At 65.2% G+C, this 13,587-nt stretch carries 19 protein-coding genes; 10 read left to right on the top strand and 9 right to left on the bottom strand.

What is annotated here, in order from left to right:
* The first annotated feature begins 117 nt into the window (after positions 1 to 117).
* Positions 118 to 327, top strand: a complete 210-nt coding sequence (locus ACFLEY_RS31140; RefSeq protein ID WP_028172283.1) for a hypothetical protein — start codon at positions 118 to 120, stop codon at positions 325 to 327.
* 53 nt (positions 328 to 380) lie between these two features.
* Entirely contained in the window at positions 381 to 725 is a 345-nt protein-coding gene (locus ACFLEY_RS31135) for a DUF1491 family protein (RefSeq protein ID WP_011085858.1), read from the top strand.
* On the opposite strand, the gene ACFLEY_RS31130 is transcribed toward ACFLEY_RS31135, so the two are convergent.
* Positions 726 to 1,703: a DUF2336 domain-containing protein gene (locus tag ACFLEY_RS31130; RefSeq protein ID WP_060911179.1), complete on the bottom strand. Its 978-nt coding sequence runs from the start codon at positions 1,701 to 1,703 to the stop codon at positions 726 to 728.
* 256 nt (positions 1,704 to 1,959) lie between these two features.
* On the opposite strand from ACFLEY_RS31130, the gene ACFLEY_RS31125 reads away from it, so the two are divergent.
* Both ACFLEY_RS31125 and ACFLEY_RS31120 read left to right on the top strand, forming a co-directional pair.
* Positions 1,960 to 2,148: a hypothetical protein gene (locus ACFLEY_RS31125; RefSeq protein ID WP_028172280.1), complete on the top strand. Its 189-nt coding sequence runs from the start codon at positions 1,960 to 1,962 to the stop codon at positions 2,146 to 2,148.
* Between the two features lie 14 nt (positions 2,149 to 2,162).
* Positions 2,163 to 2,924 carry a hypothetical protein gene (locus ACFLEY_RS31120; protein ID WP_060911180.1) on the top strand — a complete coding sequence of 254 codons (762 nt, stop codon included), beginning with the start codon at positions 2,163 to 2,165 and terminating at the stop codon, positions 2,922 to 2,924.
* Here the strand turns inward: ACFLEY_RS31120 and ACFLEY_RS31115 are convergent.
* On the bottom strand, positions 2,908 to 3,783 hold the full coding sequence (locus ACFLEY_RS31115; protein WP_060911181.1) for a LysR family transcriptional regulator: 876 nt from the start codon (positions 3,781 to 3,783) through the stop codon (positions 2,908 to 2,910). The genes ACFLEY_RS31120 and ACFLEY_RS31115 overlap by 17 nt on opposite strands.
* 93 nt (positions 3,784 to 3,876) lie before the next feature.
* Here ACFLEY_RS31115 and ACFLEY_RS31110 point away from each other — a divergent pair, with 93 nt between their 5' ends.
* From ACFLEY_RS31110 to ACFLEY_RS31100, 3 genes are all read left to right on the top strand, one after another.
* Positions 3,877 to 4,704: an MBL fold metallo-hydrolase gene (locus ACFLEY_RS31110; RefSeq protein WP_060911182.1), complete on the top strand. Its 828-nt coding sequence runs from the start codon at positions 3,877 to 3,879 to the stop codon at positions 4,702 to 4,704.
* Between the two features lie 327 nt (positions 4,705 to 5,031).
* Complete coding sequence (locus ACFLEY_RS31105) at positions 5,032 to 6,024, top strand: zinc-dependent alcohol dehydrogenase family protein (RefSeq protein WP_060911183.1); 993 nt, start codon at positions 5,032 to 5,034, stop codon at positions 6,022 to 6,024.
* Between the two features lie 170 nt (positions 6,025 to 6,194).
* Positions 6,195 to 7,175 (top strand): tripartite tricarboxylate transporter substrate binding protein, encoded by a 981-nt coding sequence (locus ACFLEY_RS31100; protein WP_060911184.1) that lies wholly within the window; start codon positions 6,195 to 6,197, stop codon positions 7,173 to 7,175.
* A gap of 54 nt (positions 7,176 to 7,229) precedes the next feature.
* Here ACFLEY_RS31100 and ACFLEY_RS31095 read toward each other — a convergent pair whose 3' ends face one another.
* The gene (locus ACFLEY_RS31095; RefSeq protein ID WP_060911185.1) at positions 7,230 to 8,309 is read right to left on the bottom strand and encodes a Cj0069 family protein; all 1,080 of its coding nucleotides are present in this window, start codon (positions 8,307 to 8,309) and stop codon (positions 7,230 to 7,232) included.
* A gap of 233 nt (positions 8,310 to 8,542) precedes the next feature.
* Between ACFLEY_RS31095 and ACFLEY_RS31090 the strand changes: the two genes are divergently transcribed.
* The 3 genes from ACFLEY_RS31090 to ACFLEY_RS31080 are packed head-to-tail and all read left to right on the top strand — an operon-like array spanning position 8,543 to position 9,951.
* Entirely contained in the window at positions 8,543 to 8,776 is a 234-nt protein-coding gene (locus ACFLEY_RS31090) for a hypothetical protein (protein ID WP_060911186.1), read from the top strand.
* Positions 8,777 to 8,798: 22 nt separating this feature from the next.
* The gene (locus tag ACFLEY_RS31085) at positions 8,799 to 9,026 is read left to right on the top strand and encodes a hypothetical protein (protein WP_373565255.1); all 228 of its coding nucleotides are present in this window, start codon (positions 8,799 to 8,801) and stop codon (positions 9,024 to 9,026) included.
* 37 nt (positions 9,027 to 9,063) lie between these two features.
* Positions 9,064 to 9,951, top strand: coding sequence for a DUF1259 domain-containing protein (locus ACFLEY_RS31080; protein ID WP_028172271.1), 888 nt, complete (start codon positions 9,064 to 9,066; stop codon positions 9,949 to 9,951).
* Between the two features lie 61 nt (positions 9,952 to 10,012).
* Here the strand turns inward: ACFLEY_RS31080 and arsC are convergent, their stop codons facing one another.
* The 6 genes from arsC to ACFLEY_RS31050 all read right to left on the bottom strand — a co-directional run bounded on the left by arsC (position 10,013) and on the right by ACFLEY_RS31050 (position 13,587).
* Positions 10,013 to 10,414: an arsenate reductase (glutaredoxin) gene (gene arsC, locus ACFLEY_RS31075; protein WP_060911187.1), complete on the bottom strand. Its 402-nt coding sequence runs from the start codon at positions 10,412 to 10,414 to the stop codon at positions 10,013 to 10,015.
* Positions 10,411 to 11,112, bottom strand: a complete 702-nt coding sequence (locus ACFLEY_RS31070; RefSeq protein ID WP_060911188.1) for an MIP/aquaporin family protein — start codon at positions 11,110 to 11,112, stop codon at positions 10,411 to 10,413. The genes arsC and ACFLEY_RS31070 overlap by 4 nt, the downstream gene beginning before the upstream one ends.
* Complete coding sequence (locus ACFLEY_RS31065; protein ID WP_060911189.1) at positions 11,112 to 11,639, bottom strand: arsenate reductase ArsC; 528 nt, start codon at positions 11,637 to 11,639, stop codon at positions 11,112 to 11,114. Before ACFLEY_RS31065 ends, ACFLEY_RS31070 begins: the two co-directional genes overlap by 1 nt.
* Entirely contained in the window at positions 11,632 to 11,994 is a 363-nt protein-coding gene (locus tag ACFLEY_RS31060; RefSeq protein WP_060911190.1) for a helix-turn-helix transcriptional regulator, read from the bottom strand. The genes ACFLEY_RS31065 and ACFLEY_RS31060 overlap by 8 nt, the downstream gene beginning before the upstream one ends.
* Positions 11,995 to 12,115: 121 nt before the next feature.
* Complete coding sequence (locus ACFLEY_RS31055) at positions 12,116 to 12,658, bottom strand: hypothetical protein (RefSeq protein ID WP_060911191.1); 543 nt, start codon at positions 12,656 to 12,658, stop codon at positions 12,116 to 12,118.
* Positions 12,655 to 13,587: an MFS transporter gene (locus tag ACFLEY_RS31050; RefSeq protein WP_060911192.1), complete on the bottom strand. Its 933-nt coding sequence runs from the start codon at positions 13,585 to 13,587 to the stop codon at positions 12,655 to 12,657. The genes ACFLEY_RS31055 and ACFLEY_RS31050 overlap by 4 nt, the downstream gene beginning before the upstream one ends.

The following is a 13,587-nucleotide window of genomic DNA, read 5'->3' as shown; positions in this document are numbered from 1 at the left end:
GCGCGTGATCCGCAAGGGGATGCCAGCCCTGCGCCGGCTTGATTTGTCCGGGATCAATGACTGTCGGCGGCGTCAGGGAAGATGATCGCTCATCCTCATCAAGGAAGAGAGGTCATCATGTTCAAGGTCTCGATTCTCGTCTGGATCATGCTGGGTACCGTGCTGGCGGGCGTCAGCCTGATCGTGGTGCTGATGGTGCCGAGCCTTGCCGCGGAGGCGATCAAGAACATCCCCTATGCCGCGGCCATCGGGTTTGCGCTTGCGATGCCGCTGTCATATCTCGTCGCACGCCAGATCGGCGGCGGACAGGGTGCAGGCAAGGCGTAGCGAGCGCGCGCCGAGACTGGCGGGACGCGTCGTACTGGCCTATCGTCCGACTCATGCGTTTGAAATCCAACATATGGGTCGCGGCTTATTTGCGCCGGTGCCAGAGCGAGGGCGTGTTCGGGGCGGTGCGCCGTCGCGGCGCCGAGGAGGCGGGCGCGGTGTTCGTGAAGGTGTCGCTGCTCGACGGCAATGCGATGCTCTACGTGCCGGCGCCGCAGACCGTCTATGACGACGGCCGGCCCGTCGACCGCTTCTTCGTGCCGGTTGCATCGCAGCCGCTGCCGGAGCCCGCCGTCGAGGAACGGCTGACCAAGGAAATCCGCTTCGATTCGGATGCCTGGATCGTCGAGACCGAAGACCGCGCCGGGCGGCACTTCCTGGAATTGGCGAAGACCTGACTAGTGATCCGACGACCCGCCGGTGCCGGTCCGCACCGTTGGGCTGGAGCCGGGCTGCACGCCGGGCCGCGTCTGGCTTGCGCCCGCACGCGCACGCTGGCGTTCGCCATCGTGCAGCGACGACTGATACTTTGCCCGCGTCACCGCGAGCGTGGAGCCGCGCCAGGCGGCCAGCATCACCAGCGCGGAGCGCTCGCCGAGGCGATCGTAGAGCCGCGACAGCCGGTACACGCTGTTCACGGAGTTGCCGATCTCCGGTTTGAAGAACAAGAGGATGCGCTGGAAGTTCGGGCTCGGCATGTCGAGCGCGCGCGCGGCGACCGCGAGCGCTTCGCCGCCGGGATCGTCGACGATCTCTGCCGCGACGCGCGAGGGCAGGATCAGGCTGTCGCCGAGCTCGTAGGTGAAATTCTCGACGTCGCCCGCGATCGCCGCCATCTCCAGGATCTGGATCGCGCGCTTGGCGCGCACGGTCGGAATCCGCGGCGCGGCCTTCAGCGGCGTCTGCTCCAGATTGTGCAGGATCAGCGCGCGCTGGGACGCATCGGCGCCGAAGAACATGTCGTGGATTTCGGCGGCGTCCGTCGGCTGCATCGCCATGTTCGAGGCCATGCGCTGCTCGGCCTCGGTCGGCGCGCGGACCGGGGAGGGCGCGGGCGGGGGCGCCGCGATTTCGCGCGCGAGCGGAACCCTGCGGCCTTCCTGGGCGGCGACCAGCCCGAGCTTCTGCAGGATCGGGACGGGCGTCTGCGGATAGACCGCAAGCCGCGCCTTGACGGCGGCGCGCGTCGCATCGTCCACCTGGTCGATCAGTCGCGTGGCGAGTTCGACGAATTGCCGCTGTTCGTCCTCGCTGTGGACGCGCGTCTGGACATAGAGGTCGGTCAGCACGCGCAGCAGCGTCGGGCGAACATCGACGCCTTCGCGACGGGAGAGGGTCATCAGCCCGTCGAATCCGGGAAACAGCGACTTGGTCATGGAGGCGTACGCAACTCGGAAAAGAGACTTGCGAGTGAGCCTAGCGCAGGTTCTTTTAAAGCCTCGTTAAGGAAAACGAGGCGTGAAGCCGCCCCCGCAATTCAAGGCATTGTCGTGCCGCAACGGGACGGCGCGGCGGGTTCCGTGCGGTTACGGTCCAGAGCACATCTTTACACCCCGTTAACCATGAGCTGATCTTAATGATCCGCATGTTGCAGGGGCGCATTCGGTCGCGCGGCAATTGAAGAGAGCTGACATGGGGACCATCATCGAATTTCCGGCCGGTCGCCGGGTAGGCTCGTCGGGGGACGTCGCACCGCGCGCGGACATGGGAACGATTCTGATCCTTCCCGTGATCCGCATCGAGCGCGAGGCGGATGAAACCAGCGGCGATCGTGGGCCGGAAGCGGGCACAGCGCCGGGGCGCCGTCGTCGTCGCCGCTAGATCCGGCTTTTGCAATGCCGGACACCATCCACCAGATCCGGCCCTTCGTATCGGCCGTCCTGCTCGCGCTGCTCGGCGCGGCACTCGGGGCCTGTAGCGGCGGCGATTTCGGCCGCACCCGCGCCGATATGCGCAGCGACGACATGCATCGCTGGCTCGGCACCGAGGCCACCGGCAGCGTCGGGTTGAGGCCGTCGCAATTCCAGCTCACCGACGAGGAGCGCCAGCTTCGCGACCTCGCCTATCCCCTGATCGAGCCGCCGCTGTCGCGCCCCGCATGGAAGAGCGTGTTCGGCGACTACAAGGCCTTGCCGTCACCGTGGCGGCAGAAGGTCGTGTTCGACCGCACCATGTACGGGCGCACGCTGATCGACGAGCCGCACCGCTCGCACTCCTCGCGCTATGCGCAGCTGATCGAGGACGTGCGCAACGACACCACCCGCTTCGAGCCGTTCTTCGCCTCCGCGATCAAGGTCATCGACCTCGACAGGAAGCGCGATGCCAGCATGGCGCGCGTCTCCGTCCTCTCTCCGAAGGAGAGAGACGATGCGGTCGCGCGCATGCAGGAGAACTCGCTGATCATCCAGTGGGTGCAGCAGTGCCTGGAGCAGCGCGTCTCCTCCTATCGCTGGGCGTTGGAGCGCCTGGTGATCCAGGCGCCCGACGGCATGGCCGCCGACGCCGACCGCCTGATCGGCGAGCTCGCGGCCCAGACCGCCAACCCGCCGGTCCAGGCGCAGCCGCCCTACGGCCGCGCGGTCATCTCGAAGGGCTGAGCGTCTTGCGCACACTGCGCTGGCGCGCAGTCCGATCGGGCTTCCGCCGCTGCTTCTGAAGTTTCCCGACAAGATCCTTCAGCGCGTCCGCCAGCGGCACTGATGCGCGGTAGGCGAGGCCGACCTCGCGCTTGACCTTGACCTCGATCTCACGCACCGCGACGTCAGGATTGCCCTTCGCCACGCCCTCGGGGACGATGGCGATGCCGATTCCGGCGGCGACCAGCGCCATGGCCCAGTCTTCCGATTGCGCGATCGCCGCGGTCTGGCGCCGCTGCGCGGCGCGGCCGAAGAATTGGCTTTGCTCGCAATGGCAGCGGTCGATCATGGCAGCGCCGGCGAGATCGGCGGCACGGAGCTTCTCCTTCAGCGTCAGCGGATGCGACGGCGGCAGCGCGGCGACATAGCGCTCGCTCCACAGCGCGACGAAATGCTCGTCAGCGCGCAGCATGGACTTCGAGATGATCCGCGCATCGGCGCGCTCGTCGCTGCCGACGAGGCGCAGCGCGATGTCGCTGCGCGCCGTCAGCGGCTTCAGCAGCGCGATCGTTCGGGGCACGTCGAGCGTGCGCATCAGGCCGAGCGTGACCGTGGTCCTGGTCGCCGGCTTCCTGAACAGGCTGCGCGCGGCGTCCGACTCGTCGATGATGCGGCGGGCCAGCGCGTGAAACTGCTCGGCCGAGGCGGTGGGCGCGACGCCCTTCTTGTGCCGGATGAAAAGCGTGGTGCCGAGCTCGGCTTCCAGATTGGTGATCGCGGTCGAGATCGATGGCTGCGACACGAAGCAGGCCCGCGCCGCGGCGGTCAGGTTGCGCGCGCGATAGACGGCGGCGAAGTAGCGGAGTTCGCGGATGTCCATAGGATGAGCCTAGAGATATGATCAATATTCAATATTTTACCTATGGATCGGACGATGACAAGAACGCCCTGTTCACAACGGGCGAGGTCCTCCATGAAAATCCATCATCTCAACACCGGGACGATGTGCCCGATGGGCCGCCGCCTGGTGAACGGCACCGGCGGCCTGTTCCAGCGCGCCCGCATGGTCTGCCACTGCCTGCTGGTCGAAACGGGTGGCGGGCTTGCCCTGGTCGATACCGGCATCGGGCTTGGCGATATCGCAGCCCCTGACCGGCTCGGACGGCGATGGCTGCGCCAGACCGCGCCAAGGCTCGATCCGTCCGAGACGGCGCTCGAGCAGGTGGAGGCGCTCGGCTATTCACCCAAAGACGTGCGCCACGTGCTGCTGACGCATCTCGATCGCGATCACGCCGGCGGCGTGCCCGACTTTCCCCATGCCGCGATCCACGTCCATCGCGCCGAATACGACATGGCGGTGCAGCGCAAGCCGGCGCCGCCGGAAGGGCGTTATGTCACCGGGCAGTGGAGCCATGGTCCGAGCTGGACGTTCTATGGCGAAGCCGGCGAAGACTGGTTCGGCTTCAAGGGCGTGCGCGCGCTCGGCGACAAGGAGGCGGACATCCTGATGATCCCGCTCGCCGGCCATACGCTCGGCCATTGCGGCATCGCGGTCCGATCAGGCGACACATGGCTCCTGCATGCCGGCGACAGCTATTTCCATCACGGCCAGCTCGCGGCATCCCCGCGCATGCCGCTGGTGCTCGGCTATTTCCAGCGCCGCGCCGACATGGACCGCACGCAGCGGATCGCCAACCAGGCGCGGCTGCGCGCGCTGAAGCTCGACCACGGCGACCGCGTGAGGATCGTCAACAGCCATGATCCCGTCGATTACGAGAACTGCCGGTGCGGGACGCACTGAGTGCGCGCCGGACCCGTCAAGGCTTCATGCGCGCAGACGTCCGACGCCTTAGGTCCCCCGATGCGCGCGCGTGAGGCGGCCGCCGGCCGCCCTCGCAAGCCCGAACGGCGCACGGGCTTTTTCCGGCTGGCGTGTTATTTTCGAGAATGACTGCGACTCCAGCCGGCGCGCGTCAGGATCACGGCGATTTCCTATCTTCCTCGTCCCGATGAATCGTCGCCGGCCAATTCCACTTCAGGAGATATCCTCGCGCAACGACCGCCTTGCAATAATTTTCGTAAACAGTATTATTTTCGAAAATGCAGTTTGGGGAGGCGAGGCGAAATCATGAGGGCGGTGCTGGTGCGTCAGCCGGGTGGGCCGGATGCACTCGAATTGGTCGAGCTTCCGGTGCCCGTGCCGGGCGCCGGGCAGGTGCAGATCCGGGCCGAGGCGTTCGGGGTCGGGCAGCCCGACGCGCTGATCCGGCGTGGCGTCTACAAATGGATGCCGCCGCTGCCGGCCAATCCCGGCAATGACGTCGCGGGCCGCATTTCCGCGCTCGGGCCCGGCGTGGAGGGGCTTGCCGTCGGCCAGAAGGTGCTGCTGAGTGCGCGCGACCTGTCGCAACGTGGCGGCTGCTACGCCGACTACGTGGTTGCCCCGGCGGACGCCGTTCACGCATTGCCCGACCATGTCGATCTGCAAGCCGCCGTGTGCCTGTCGAACTATCAGGTCGCCTACGCACTCCTGCACGAATGCCGCCACCCGCGCGCGCCGACAAGCGTGCTGGTGATCGGCGCGGCCGGCGGCGTCGGCACCGCGCTGGTGCAGCTCGCCAAGCTCGCGCAGATGACCGTGATCGGCACGGTCTCGACCGAAGCGAAGGCGGAGTTCGCGAAGGCGAACGGTGCCGATCACATCATCTTCTACCGCCGCGAGGATGTCGTGGCGCGAACCCGCGAGCTGACCAACGGCGAGGGCGTCGGCCTCGTGCTCGATCACGTCTGCGGGCCGGAGTTCACCGCCTATCTCGGCGCGCTCGGCAAATGGGGGACGCTGCTCTCCTACAACGCCTTCGCGGGCCTTCCGGAAGAGAACCTGATGGCGGCGATGCGCAATCACCTCGACATCTGTCCCGCCGTGCGCTGCTTCTCCTTCCACATCTACGACCACGATCGCGACGGCCGCCGCGCCCTGATGCGCAGCGTGATCGAGGCCCTGAGCCGCAATGCCATCAAGCCGGCCGTCTCGGCGGTCCTGAAGCTGGACCAGGTCAGGCAGGCCCACGCGCTGCTCGAGCAGGGCGCGGCGCTCGGCAAGATCATCATGACGCCATGAGGGGATGGACGGCACGATGACATCACACGCCGAACTTCGCCCGGGCGCCCGTTCGGAGCATGCCGCCATCGCCTGAATGCGCCGGGTTCGCCCGTTGGGCAGCCCGGCCCGGAGAACGCCGCCTTCGCTGCGGCCAACGATAGAACGGTCAAAAAAGGGAGAACGCATCCATGCGATGGATGAGACGGCTTGCTGCGGCAACGTTTCTGCTTGGCGGGTTTCTCGCCGCCGGCACAGTGGCACTTGCGGACAATTATCCGTCGCGCCCGATCCGCCTGCTGCACGGATTTGCCGCAGGCGGCGCGGCCGACACGCTGTCGCGCATCATCGCCGACGGGCTCGCGAAGCGGCTCGGGCAGCCGATCATCGTCGAGGCCAAACCGGGCGCCGGCGGCAACCTCGCGGCGGATGCCGTCGCCAAGGCGGCGCCTGACGGCTACACGCTCGGGCTCGTCACAGGCGCCCACGCGATTTCCGCGGCGACCTACAAGAGCCTCGCCTACCAGCCCGCGGACAGTTTCGAGATGATCTCGACGCTGGTCTATTACGCGCTCGTCATTGCCGTGCGCAGTGACTACCCGGCGAAGTCGCTGGGCGAGCTCGTCGCCATGGCGAAGGAGAAGCCCGGCTCGCTCAGCTTCGGTTCGGTCGGTTTCGGCAGCACGCATCACCTTGCGGGCGAGCTGCTGAATGCAACGGCCGGCATCGAGATCGTGCATGTGCCGTATCGCGGCGATTCGCAGTCCGTCACCGCGCTTCTCGGCGGAGAGGTTCCGGTCATCGTCGGCACGCCGGTCCTGCTCGCGCCGCAAATCCAGAGCGGCGCGATCCGCGGCCTTGCGGTGACCTCGCCGACGCGGACTGCGCTATTGCCTGACGTCCCGACGGTTCAGGAGGCCGGCATCAAGGGATACGACGTGCGCACCTGGGCCGGCCTGCTGGCCCCGAAGGGAACGCCGCCCGCCATCATCGCCGCGCTCAATGCAGCGACGCTCGATGCGCTCAAGGACCCAGACCTCAGGCAACGTCTGGAGACGGCCGTCGGCGGCGAGGTCCGTGGCGGCTCGCCGGCGGAGATGAAGGCGCTGATCGAAACCGAGATCACCAAATGGTCGGGCGTGGTCGAGCGGGCGAAGATCCCGAAGATCTGATCCAGGGGAGGCCGCAGCGCCGCTGCTGCGGCCTCCATCAGGTGCCGTCTTCTCCTATCTGCCGGAGCCGGCCTCCTGGGTTGTCAGCAGGCGGTGCTTCACCGTCCGCGCAATCGTCGCAGGTGCCTCGTCGGGAATCGCAAAACAGGAACTCGCGTTGATCTCGCACAGGACGTATGTGTCGGCGCCTGCCGCGTTGCGAGGTCCGTAGAGAAAGTCCGCGTCCCAGATCACCGGCAGCGAGGATTCATCGATGTCGAGCGTGTCCATCATCTGCGGCGTCCATTCGTTCTCCATCGATCTTCGCAGCGCCTGGAACGGTGGAGCATCGGGTCCGTGCATGATGCGCGGGCCGGGTTGCGCCTCCGCTGCATCGGGGCCTTCCGGCGGCGGCGGGATCAAGGCCTTGATCCGTTGCTGGCCAAAGCCCGCGACCTTGGAGCCGCTCATGTAGCAGCGGATCATCCCGTCGGGCAGGCGCGATTGAAATGCCTGATCGATGATGCAGCCGCCCCAGCCGAAATAGGGTTCGCACCGGGCGATGAAGGCATCGAGCGGCATGTCCTCAGGCAGGCTGCCGCGCGTTGCATGGAGGACGCGAACCATGGCGCTCGCCTCTGCAATGGCCTCCACTTTCCAGACGCCCTGGCCTCCATTGCCGCGGTTTTGTTTCAGCACGCGCGGTCCGTCGGTCTGAAGGCGCGACGGAAACTCGGCGCGGAAGCTTGCGGCCGTGTCGTAGCGATGCGTGTCGGCGCCCCAGCCCAGGTGGCGCGTTCTGTAAAGGACTTCCTTGACGCCCATCTTCAGGATGACGTCCGGGTGCGCGCTCACCCATGGCCCTCGCGCCGCGACGTCGCGGAGCAGGGGATCGAGGTCAGCGCGTGTCTTGCCTTGATGGATCGGGTCGACCCAGACGAGCACGCCGTCGACCGCAAGCAATTGATCGCGGACGGCGTCGGCAAAGGTTTCGTCGTAGATGACGGGCCGGGCTTCGATGCCGGCGGCGGCGAGTGCCTCGAAGACGCGGACGAAGCGGCTGTTCTGCGGTGTGGCATCCGCCCGCGCGGCGGCATCGCCGCGTGAGAGGATGGCAACGGTGGATCGGAGAGGAAAGTGTTGTTCGGTATCCATGCGCAAGCTCCACGAAGTGCGTGCTGCGCAGAGCTTGGACCGAAGTCTCATGGGGGGTCTGCATTGCCCCCATGCGGACGACCTTACGTGAGATCGGCCTCGGCTTTCAAGACGGTCGCGCGGTTCCACCCGGGGCCTGCCCGGTGCTTTCGCGCGACGCGCAGGTTGACAGCTCGGCGTTCCGGGTTTTCTATTTCAGGCAACGGGGATGTGCGATCTCCCCGTGAGGCGTCATGCCCAAGAATCGCGTCCTGATCGTCACCAAGGGCGCAGCATGTCACCCCACACTCCGAATTCATCCGACAGATCGTTTCGGCTCATCGCTCCCGCGCGGCGCGCCGGAGCCTGTCGGCGCGCATACCGACAAGGGCGTCCCGGCGGACCTGCGTCAGGGGCGTGACCTCTCGATCTGCGCCATTTGGAAGGGCAGCGTCGCAAAAGCGGACTTCACCTGGGGCGGGACATGACCGGGAGAACGACCATGCGAACATGGACAATCCTTCTCACCTTCCTGTTTCTGGCGATCGCGGCTGGCGTGCCGACCGCACGCGCACTGACTCAAGACGAGTTGATCGCCAGGATCCAGGCGGCTGGCTACACGCAGGTCAGCGAGATCAAGTCGACGGCGGAGGGGAGACGACCGCCAAGGCGGTCAAGAACGGCAAGCCGGTGCGGCTCCTTATCGACGGTGCCGGCCAGATCAAAGAGCAGAACTGAACTCCGGAAACCGGATTTCGCTCGAGGGAGCAGATCAATGCGAAGTGCAATTCTGCCGCTGATGGGCATCGGCGCATGCTTCATCGCGACCGCTCACGCGCAGGATGTCGACTGGCAGAAGGTCGATGATGCGCTGGGCCGAAAGCCGGCCGTCGCCGGTGACGTGCATCGTTATGGCTTTCCCCGCACCGACCTCACGGTGACGCTCGACGGCGTCACCATCAAGCCTTCGCTGGCGCTGGGCGGCTGGGTCGCGTTCAAGCCCGCGCATGGCGCCGTCATGGCAATGGGCGATCTGGTGCTGCTCGAATCGGAAATCAACCCGGTCATGCAGAAGATGATCGAGAGCGGGTTGGAGATTACGGCTGTTCACAACCATCTGCTCGGCGCGGTTCCGGCGACATTCTACATGCATGTGGCTGGGCACGGTGATCCGCTCAAGATCGCGACCGCCATCAGGACCGCGCTTGCCGAGAGCAAGACGCCTATGTCGGCGCCGGCTCCGGCGGTCCCGCCGCCTGCCATTGATCTCGACACGGCCAAGCTCGATCAGATCATCGGCGTCAAGGGGCAGGCCAACGGCGGCGTCTATCAGTTCAACGTTCCCCGCCGCGATCCGATCACCGAGCACGGAATGCAGCTAAGTCCCGTCGGGCCCATGGGCGTTGCGACCGGTGTCAACTTCCAGCCGACCGGCGGCGGCAGGGCGGCCATCACCGGCGACTTCGTGCTGATCGGCGACGAGGTGAATCCCGTGATCATGGCGCTCCGGTCCCATGGCATCTCCGTAACGGCGCTTCATAGCCACATGCTGGACGAGCAGCCGCGCCTTTTCTTCATGCACTTCTGGGCGAACGACGACGCGATCAAGCTCGCCAATGGCGTGCGTGCCGCGCTCGACAAGACGGCGAGTACGAAGAACTGATGTCCGATCTGTATCGGTCTCTGATCGGGCCGTCGGGGCGAAATGCGTTCTTCGTTCGTGCCTACCTGGCTTCGATCACCTCGCCGTCCTCCTTCACAAACCGGCCGAGGGGATTGTCCAGGAGGTCGACGACGGCTTCGGATGGCCGGCACAGTCGCGTGCCCTTCGCCGTCACCACGATCGGACGATTGATCAGAATGGGATGTGCCATCATCGCGTCGAGCAGTTCATCATCCGTCCATTTGGGATCGGCGAGGCCGAGTTCCTTATAGGGGGTCCCCTTCTCGCGCAGCAATGCGCGGACCGATATTCCCATCGCTGCGATAAGTTGCTTGAGCGTTTCGCGCGATGGTGGGGTCTTGAGGTATTCAATAACGGTGGGCTCGGCACCGCTCTGCCGGATCATCGCGAGCGTGTTGCGCGAGGTTCCGCAATCCGGGTTGTGATAGATCGTGACGCTCATGATCGGGTCTCCGCAACAGCAACCGGGCCGCGCACTTCGGCGCGCCCGAGCAGCCAATTCATCAGCAGCATGCCTGCGATCGCTCCGCAGAGCTCCGCGAGAATGAACCCGGGAAGATCGACGGGCCGGATGCCGGAAAAGGTGTTCGTGAGCGAACGCGCAATTGCGACCGCCGGATTTGCAAACGACGTCGATGCGGTGAACCAATATGCGGCCGTGATGTAGAGGCCGACCAGCCAGGGAATGGCCGCGCGCTGAAAGCGGATGCCGGCGAGGATCGTGACGATCAGTCCGAAAGCGGCGACGGCTTCCGCGAACCACTGCGCTCCGCCGGTCCGGACCTTCATCGACAGGTCGATCACGGGGTGCGCAAACATCAGGTGCGCCGCAATCGTCCCGATCGCGCCACCGACGATCTGAGCGATGACGTATAGCGCGGCTTCATTCGCCGGCAGCTCGCGCTTGCCGGTGAAGACCAGCGTCACTGCCGGATTGAAATGCGCGCCGGAGATCGGACCGAGCACGGTGATCAGGACAACGAGAATGGCCCCGGTCGGCAACGTATTGCAGAGGAGCGCAAGAGCCACGTCCTTGGTCAGCGTCTCGGCCATGATGCCGGACCCGACGACGGTGGCGACGAGAATGCCGGTGCCGAGCGCTTCGGCGACCAGGCGTCGGGAAAGGTCGAACGTGTCCATCAGCCGGCCTTTGGCGCTGGACGTGCTGCGCCCTCGGCGCGGCCGATCTCGCGCAGCTTCGTGCCAAGTGAAAGCCTGTCGATACTTCTCAATGGGAGGTTCACGAAGGTATCGATCCGATTCTTGAGGTAGCGGAACGCTGTGACGAACGCCGCCTGCTTCTCAAGATCGGTGCCCTCGGCTGCGGCGGGATCCTCGATACCCCAGTGCGCGGTCATCGGCTGCCCCGGCCAGATGGGGCAGGCCTCGCCGGCGGCATTGTCACAAACGGTGAAGACGAAATCCATCACCGGCGCATCGGGAGCAGCGAACTCCAGCCAGCTCTTCGAGCGCATCCCGTCGGTGGGATAGTCCATGCTTTCCAGCGTGCGCAGCGCCAGCGGGTGGACCGAGCCTTTCGGGGTGCTTCCGGCGGAGAATGCCTGAAAGCGGCTGGCTCCGTCCTTCCTGAGGATCGACTCGGCGAGGATCGAGCGCGCCGAATTGCCGGTACACAGGAACAGGACATTGTAGATTCGATCAGGCACGGATACGCCCCTTTCGCTTTGGAGAGCAGCAGGCTTGGAGGCTTTCGACGACCGGCTCGCAAACTTCCGGTCGCCCGCCGCAGCAATCCCGAAGCAGGAAAACCGCGACGTCGCGAAACTCGGCGAGGTTGGCGCGATAGACGATCGAACGGCTGCGCCGCTCGGAGGTCACGAGGCGCGCGCGCGTCAAGATCGACAGATGGGCCGAAAGCGTGTTGGGCGGCACTTCCAGCTGGCGCGCGAGGTCGCCTGCCGCAAGGCCATCGGGCTCATGTTTGACCAACGTCCGGAAGGCCTCCAGACGGGTCGATTGGGACAGCGCCGCGAGGGCGAGAACGGCTTCTTCAGCTTCCATATATCCAGATTTATGGAATTATTAGATGCTCGTCAATCCGAAATCCGGAGGGCCCGTCAAGCGTCGGAAGGAGCTATTCGGCCGCATTGGCTTGAGGGCATCGATTGGCGCGCATCGCAAATTACCGCATCAAGTGGAAATCATGGCGGGCGGGTGCCAACGGCGGCCACAGAAGCGCGCGAACGATAAGCGGAATACCAACGGCCAGCGGTATCAGCCAGTACATGAAATGGGGCAGGTCCTTCCAAAGCGGAAGCTGCCTTCCATTGTCTACGTAGAAAGCAACCAGCACCAGTATGTACGACAGGCCCATCCCAGCTATATGCAGCCTGACCCAATACCACCAGCGGCGCCGGAGCGCGGTGCGCCCGATCCAGGCGCAAGTGAATGACAACACACCGAGTACGAACAAGTGATAGTTTTCGGCCCAGCGCATAAGTGACAGTAACGTCGCGGACGCGACGAGCGCCAGCAGTGACCAGAAATAGGTCGTCCCAAGTCTCGAATGACGCCCGCGACGCTTCTCACTCAACATCGCGATTGCGCCGATCGCAACGCACGCAAGGCCCAGGGGAATATGCAGTCCCAGGACCACCGCCAGAAAGAAGGCGTCGGTCGAAGGAATTTCGATGCCAGCCACGATGGTCGTTTCTCCGCCTGTCATGGCGTTGCTCCCATCTTGCAGTTCATCATCGGATCGGCCGACGAGAACGGTCGTTTGACGGCGAATGCTCCGGCGCCGCAGACAATGCAAAGCATGCAGCAACCGATCAGGACGGCCGCATAGCTTCCGGCCCAATCGACGCTTGCCGCGAAAGGCAGTGGGCCGAATGCTGCGCCGGCAATGCCGAAGACGAACGACGCCCTCCTGATTGCGCCGAGATGGTCGCGGCCGAAATACTGCGCATAGCCGGCGGCGTTGATGGCTTGCTGCGAACCGTACGCCCCTCCCAGGCTGAGCGCGTACAGCACACTGATGGCGACGCCGCTGCTAAACGCCGGAAGAGCCGTCGCCAGCGCAAGCATGAACATCGCGAACGGAACCAGGTGCCGGGGTTCATAGCGATCCACCAGAAATCCGGTGCCGAGTGTCGCAACGGCTTGAACGCCGGCAAGAAGCGACAGCAGTAGCAGCGCGTCGCTGTGTGCGATCCCGGCCGTCCGCATGATTGAGAAGTGATTGAGCAAGAGCGCGGTGCCGATGGCATTGGTGAGAAAGCCTGCCGCGCACAGCAGCCAGAATACGCCGGTACGGAGCGCCTGCTTGCGCGTAAACGAAGGCTCCTCCCGTAGATCTTGCGTAGTCGGCGGCAGCCCGGCGTCCGTGCTGAGGCCGTATTTCTCCGGCCGATCGCGAAACAGGGCAGCCGCAACCGGCAGAATGGTGAGTGCAACAATTCCCGCAAGCGTTCCCACTGCATAAGCGATTGAGGCCGATGTGCGAGAGATTCCGAGATCGGCGGTGATGGGGTCGAAGAAAACGGAAACGCCTGCCGTTTGGCCGGGCAGCGTCATGAACGAGCCGAATGTGCCCGCGCCCAGTACGATCCAGCCATAATGGAGAGCCGACGTTCGGGGGCTCACCATCCGCAT

Source organism: Bradyrhizobium sp. YCK136 (assembly GCF_044570075.1).
In the GTDB taxonomy this organism is placed as follows: Bacteria; Pseudomonadota; Alphaproteobacteria; order Rhizobiales; family Xanthobacteraceae; genus Bradyrhizobium; species Bradyrhizobium diazoefficiens.
This window is presented reverse-complemented; position numbering and strand designations above follow the sequence as displayed.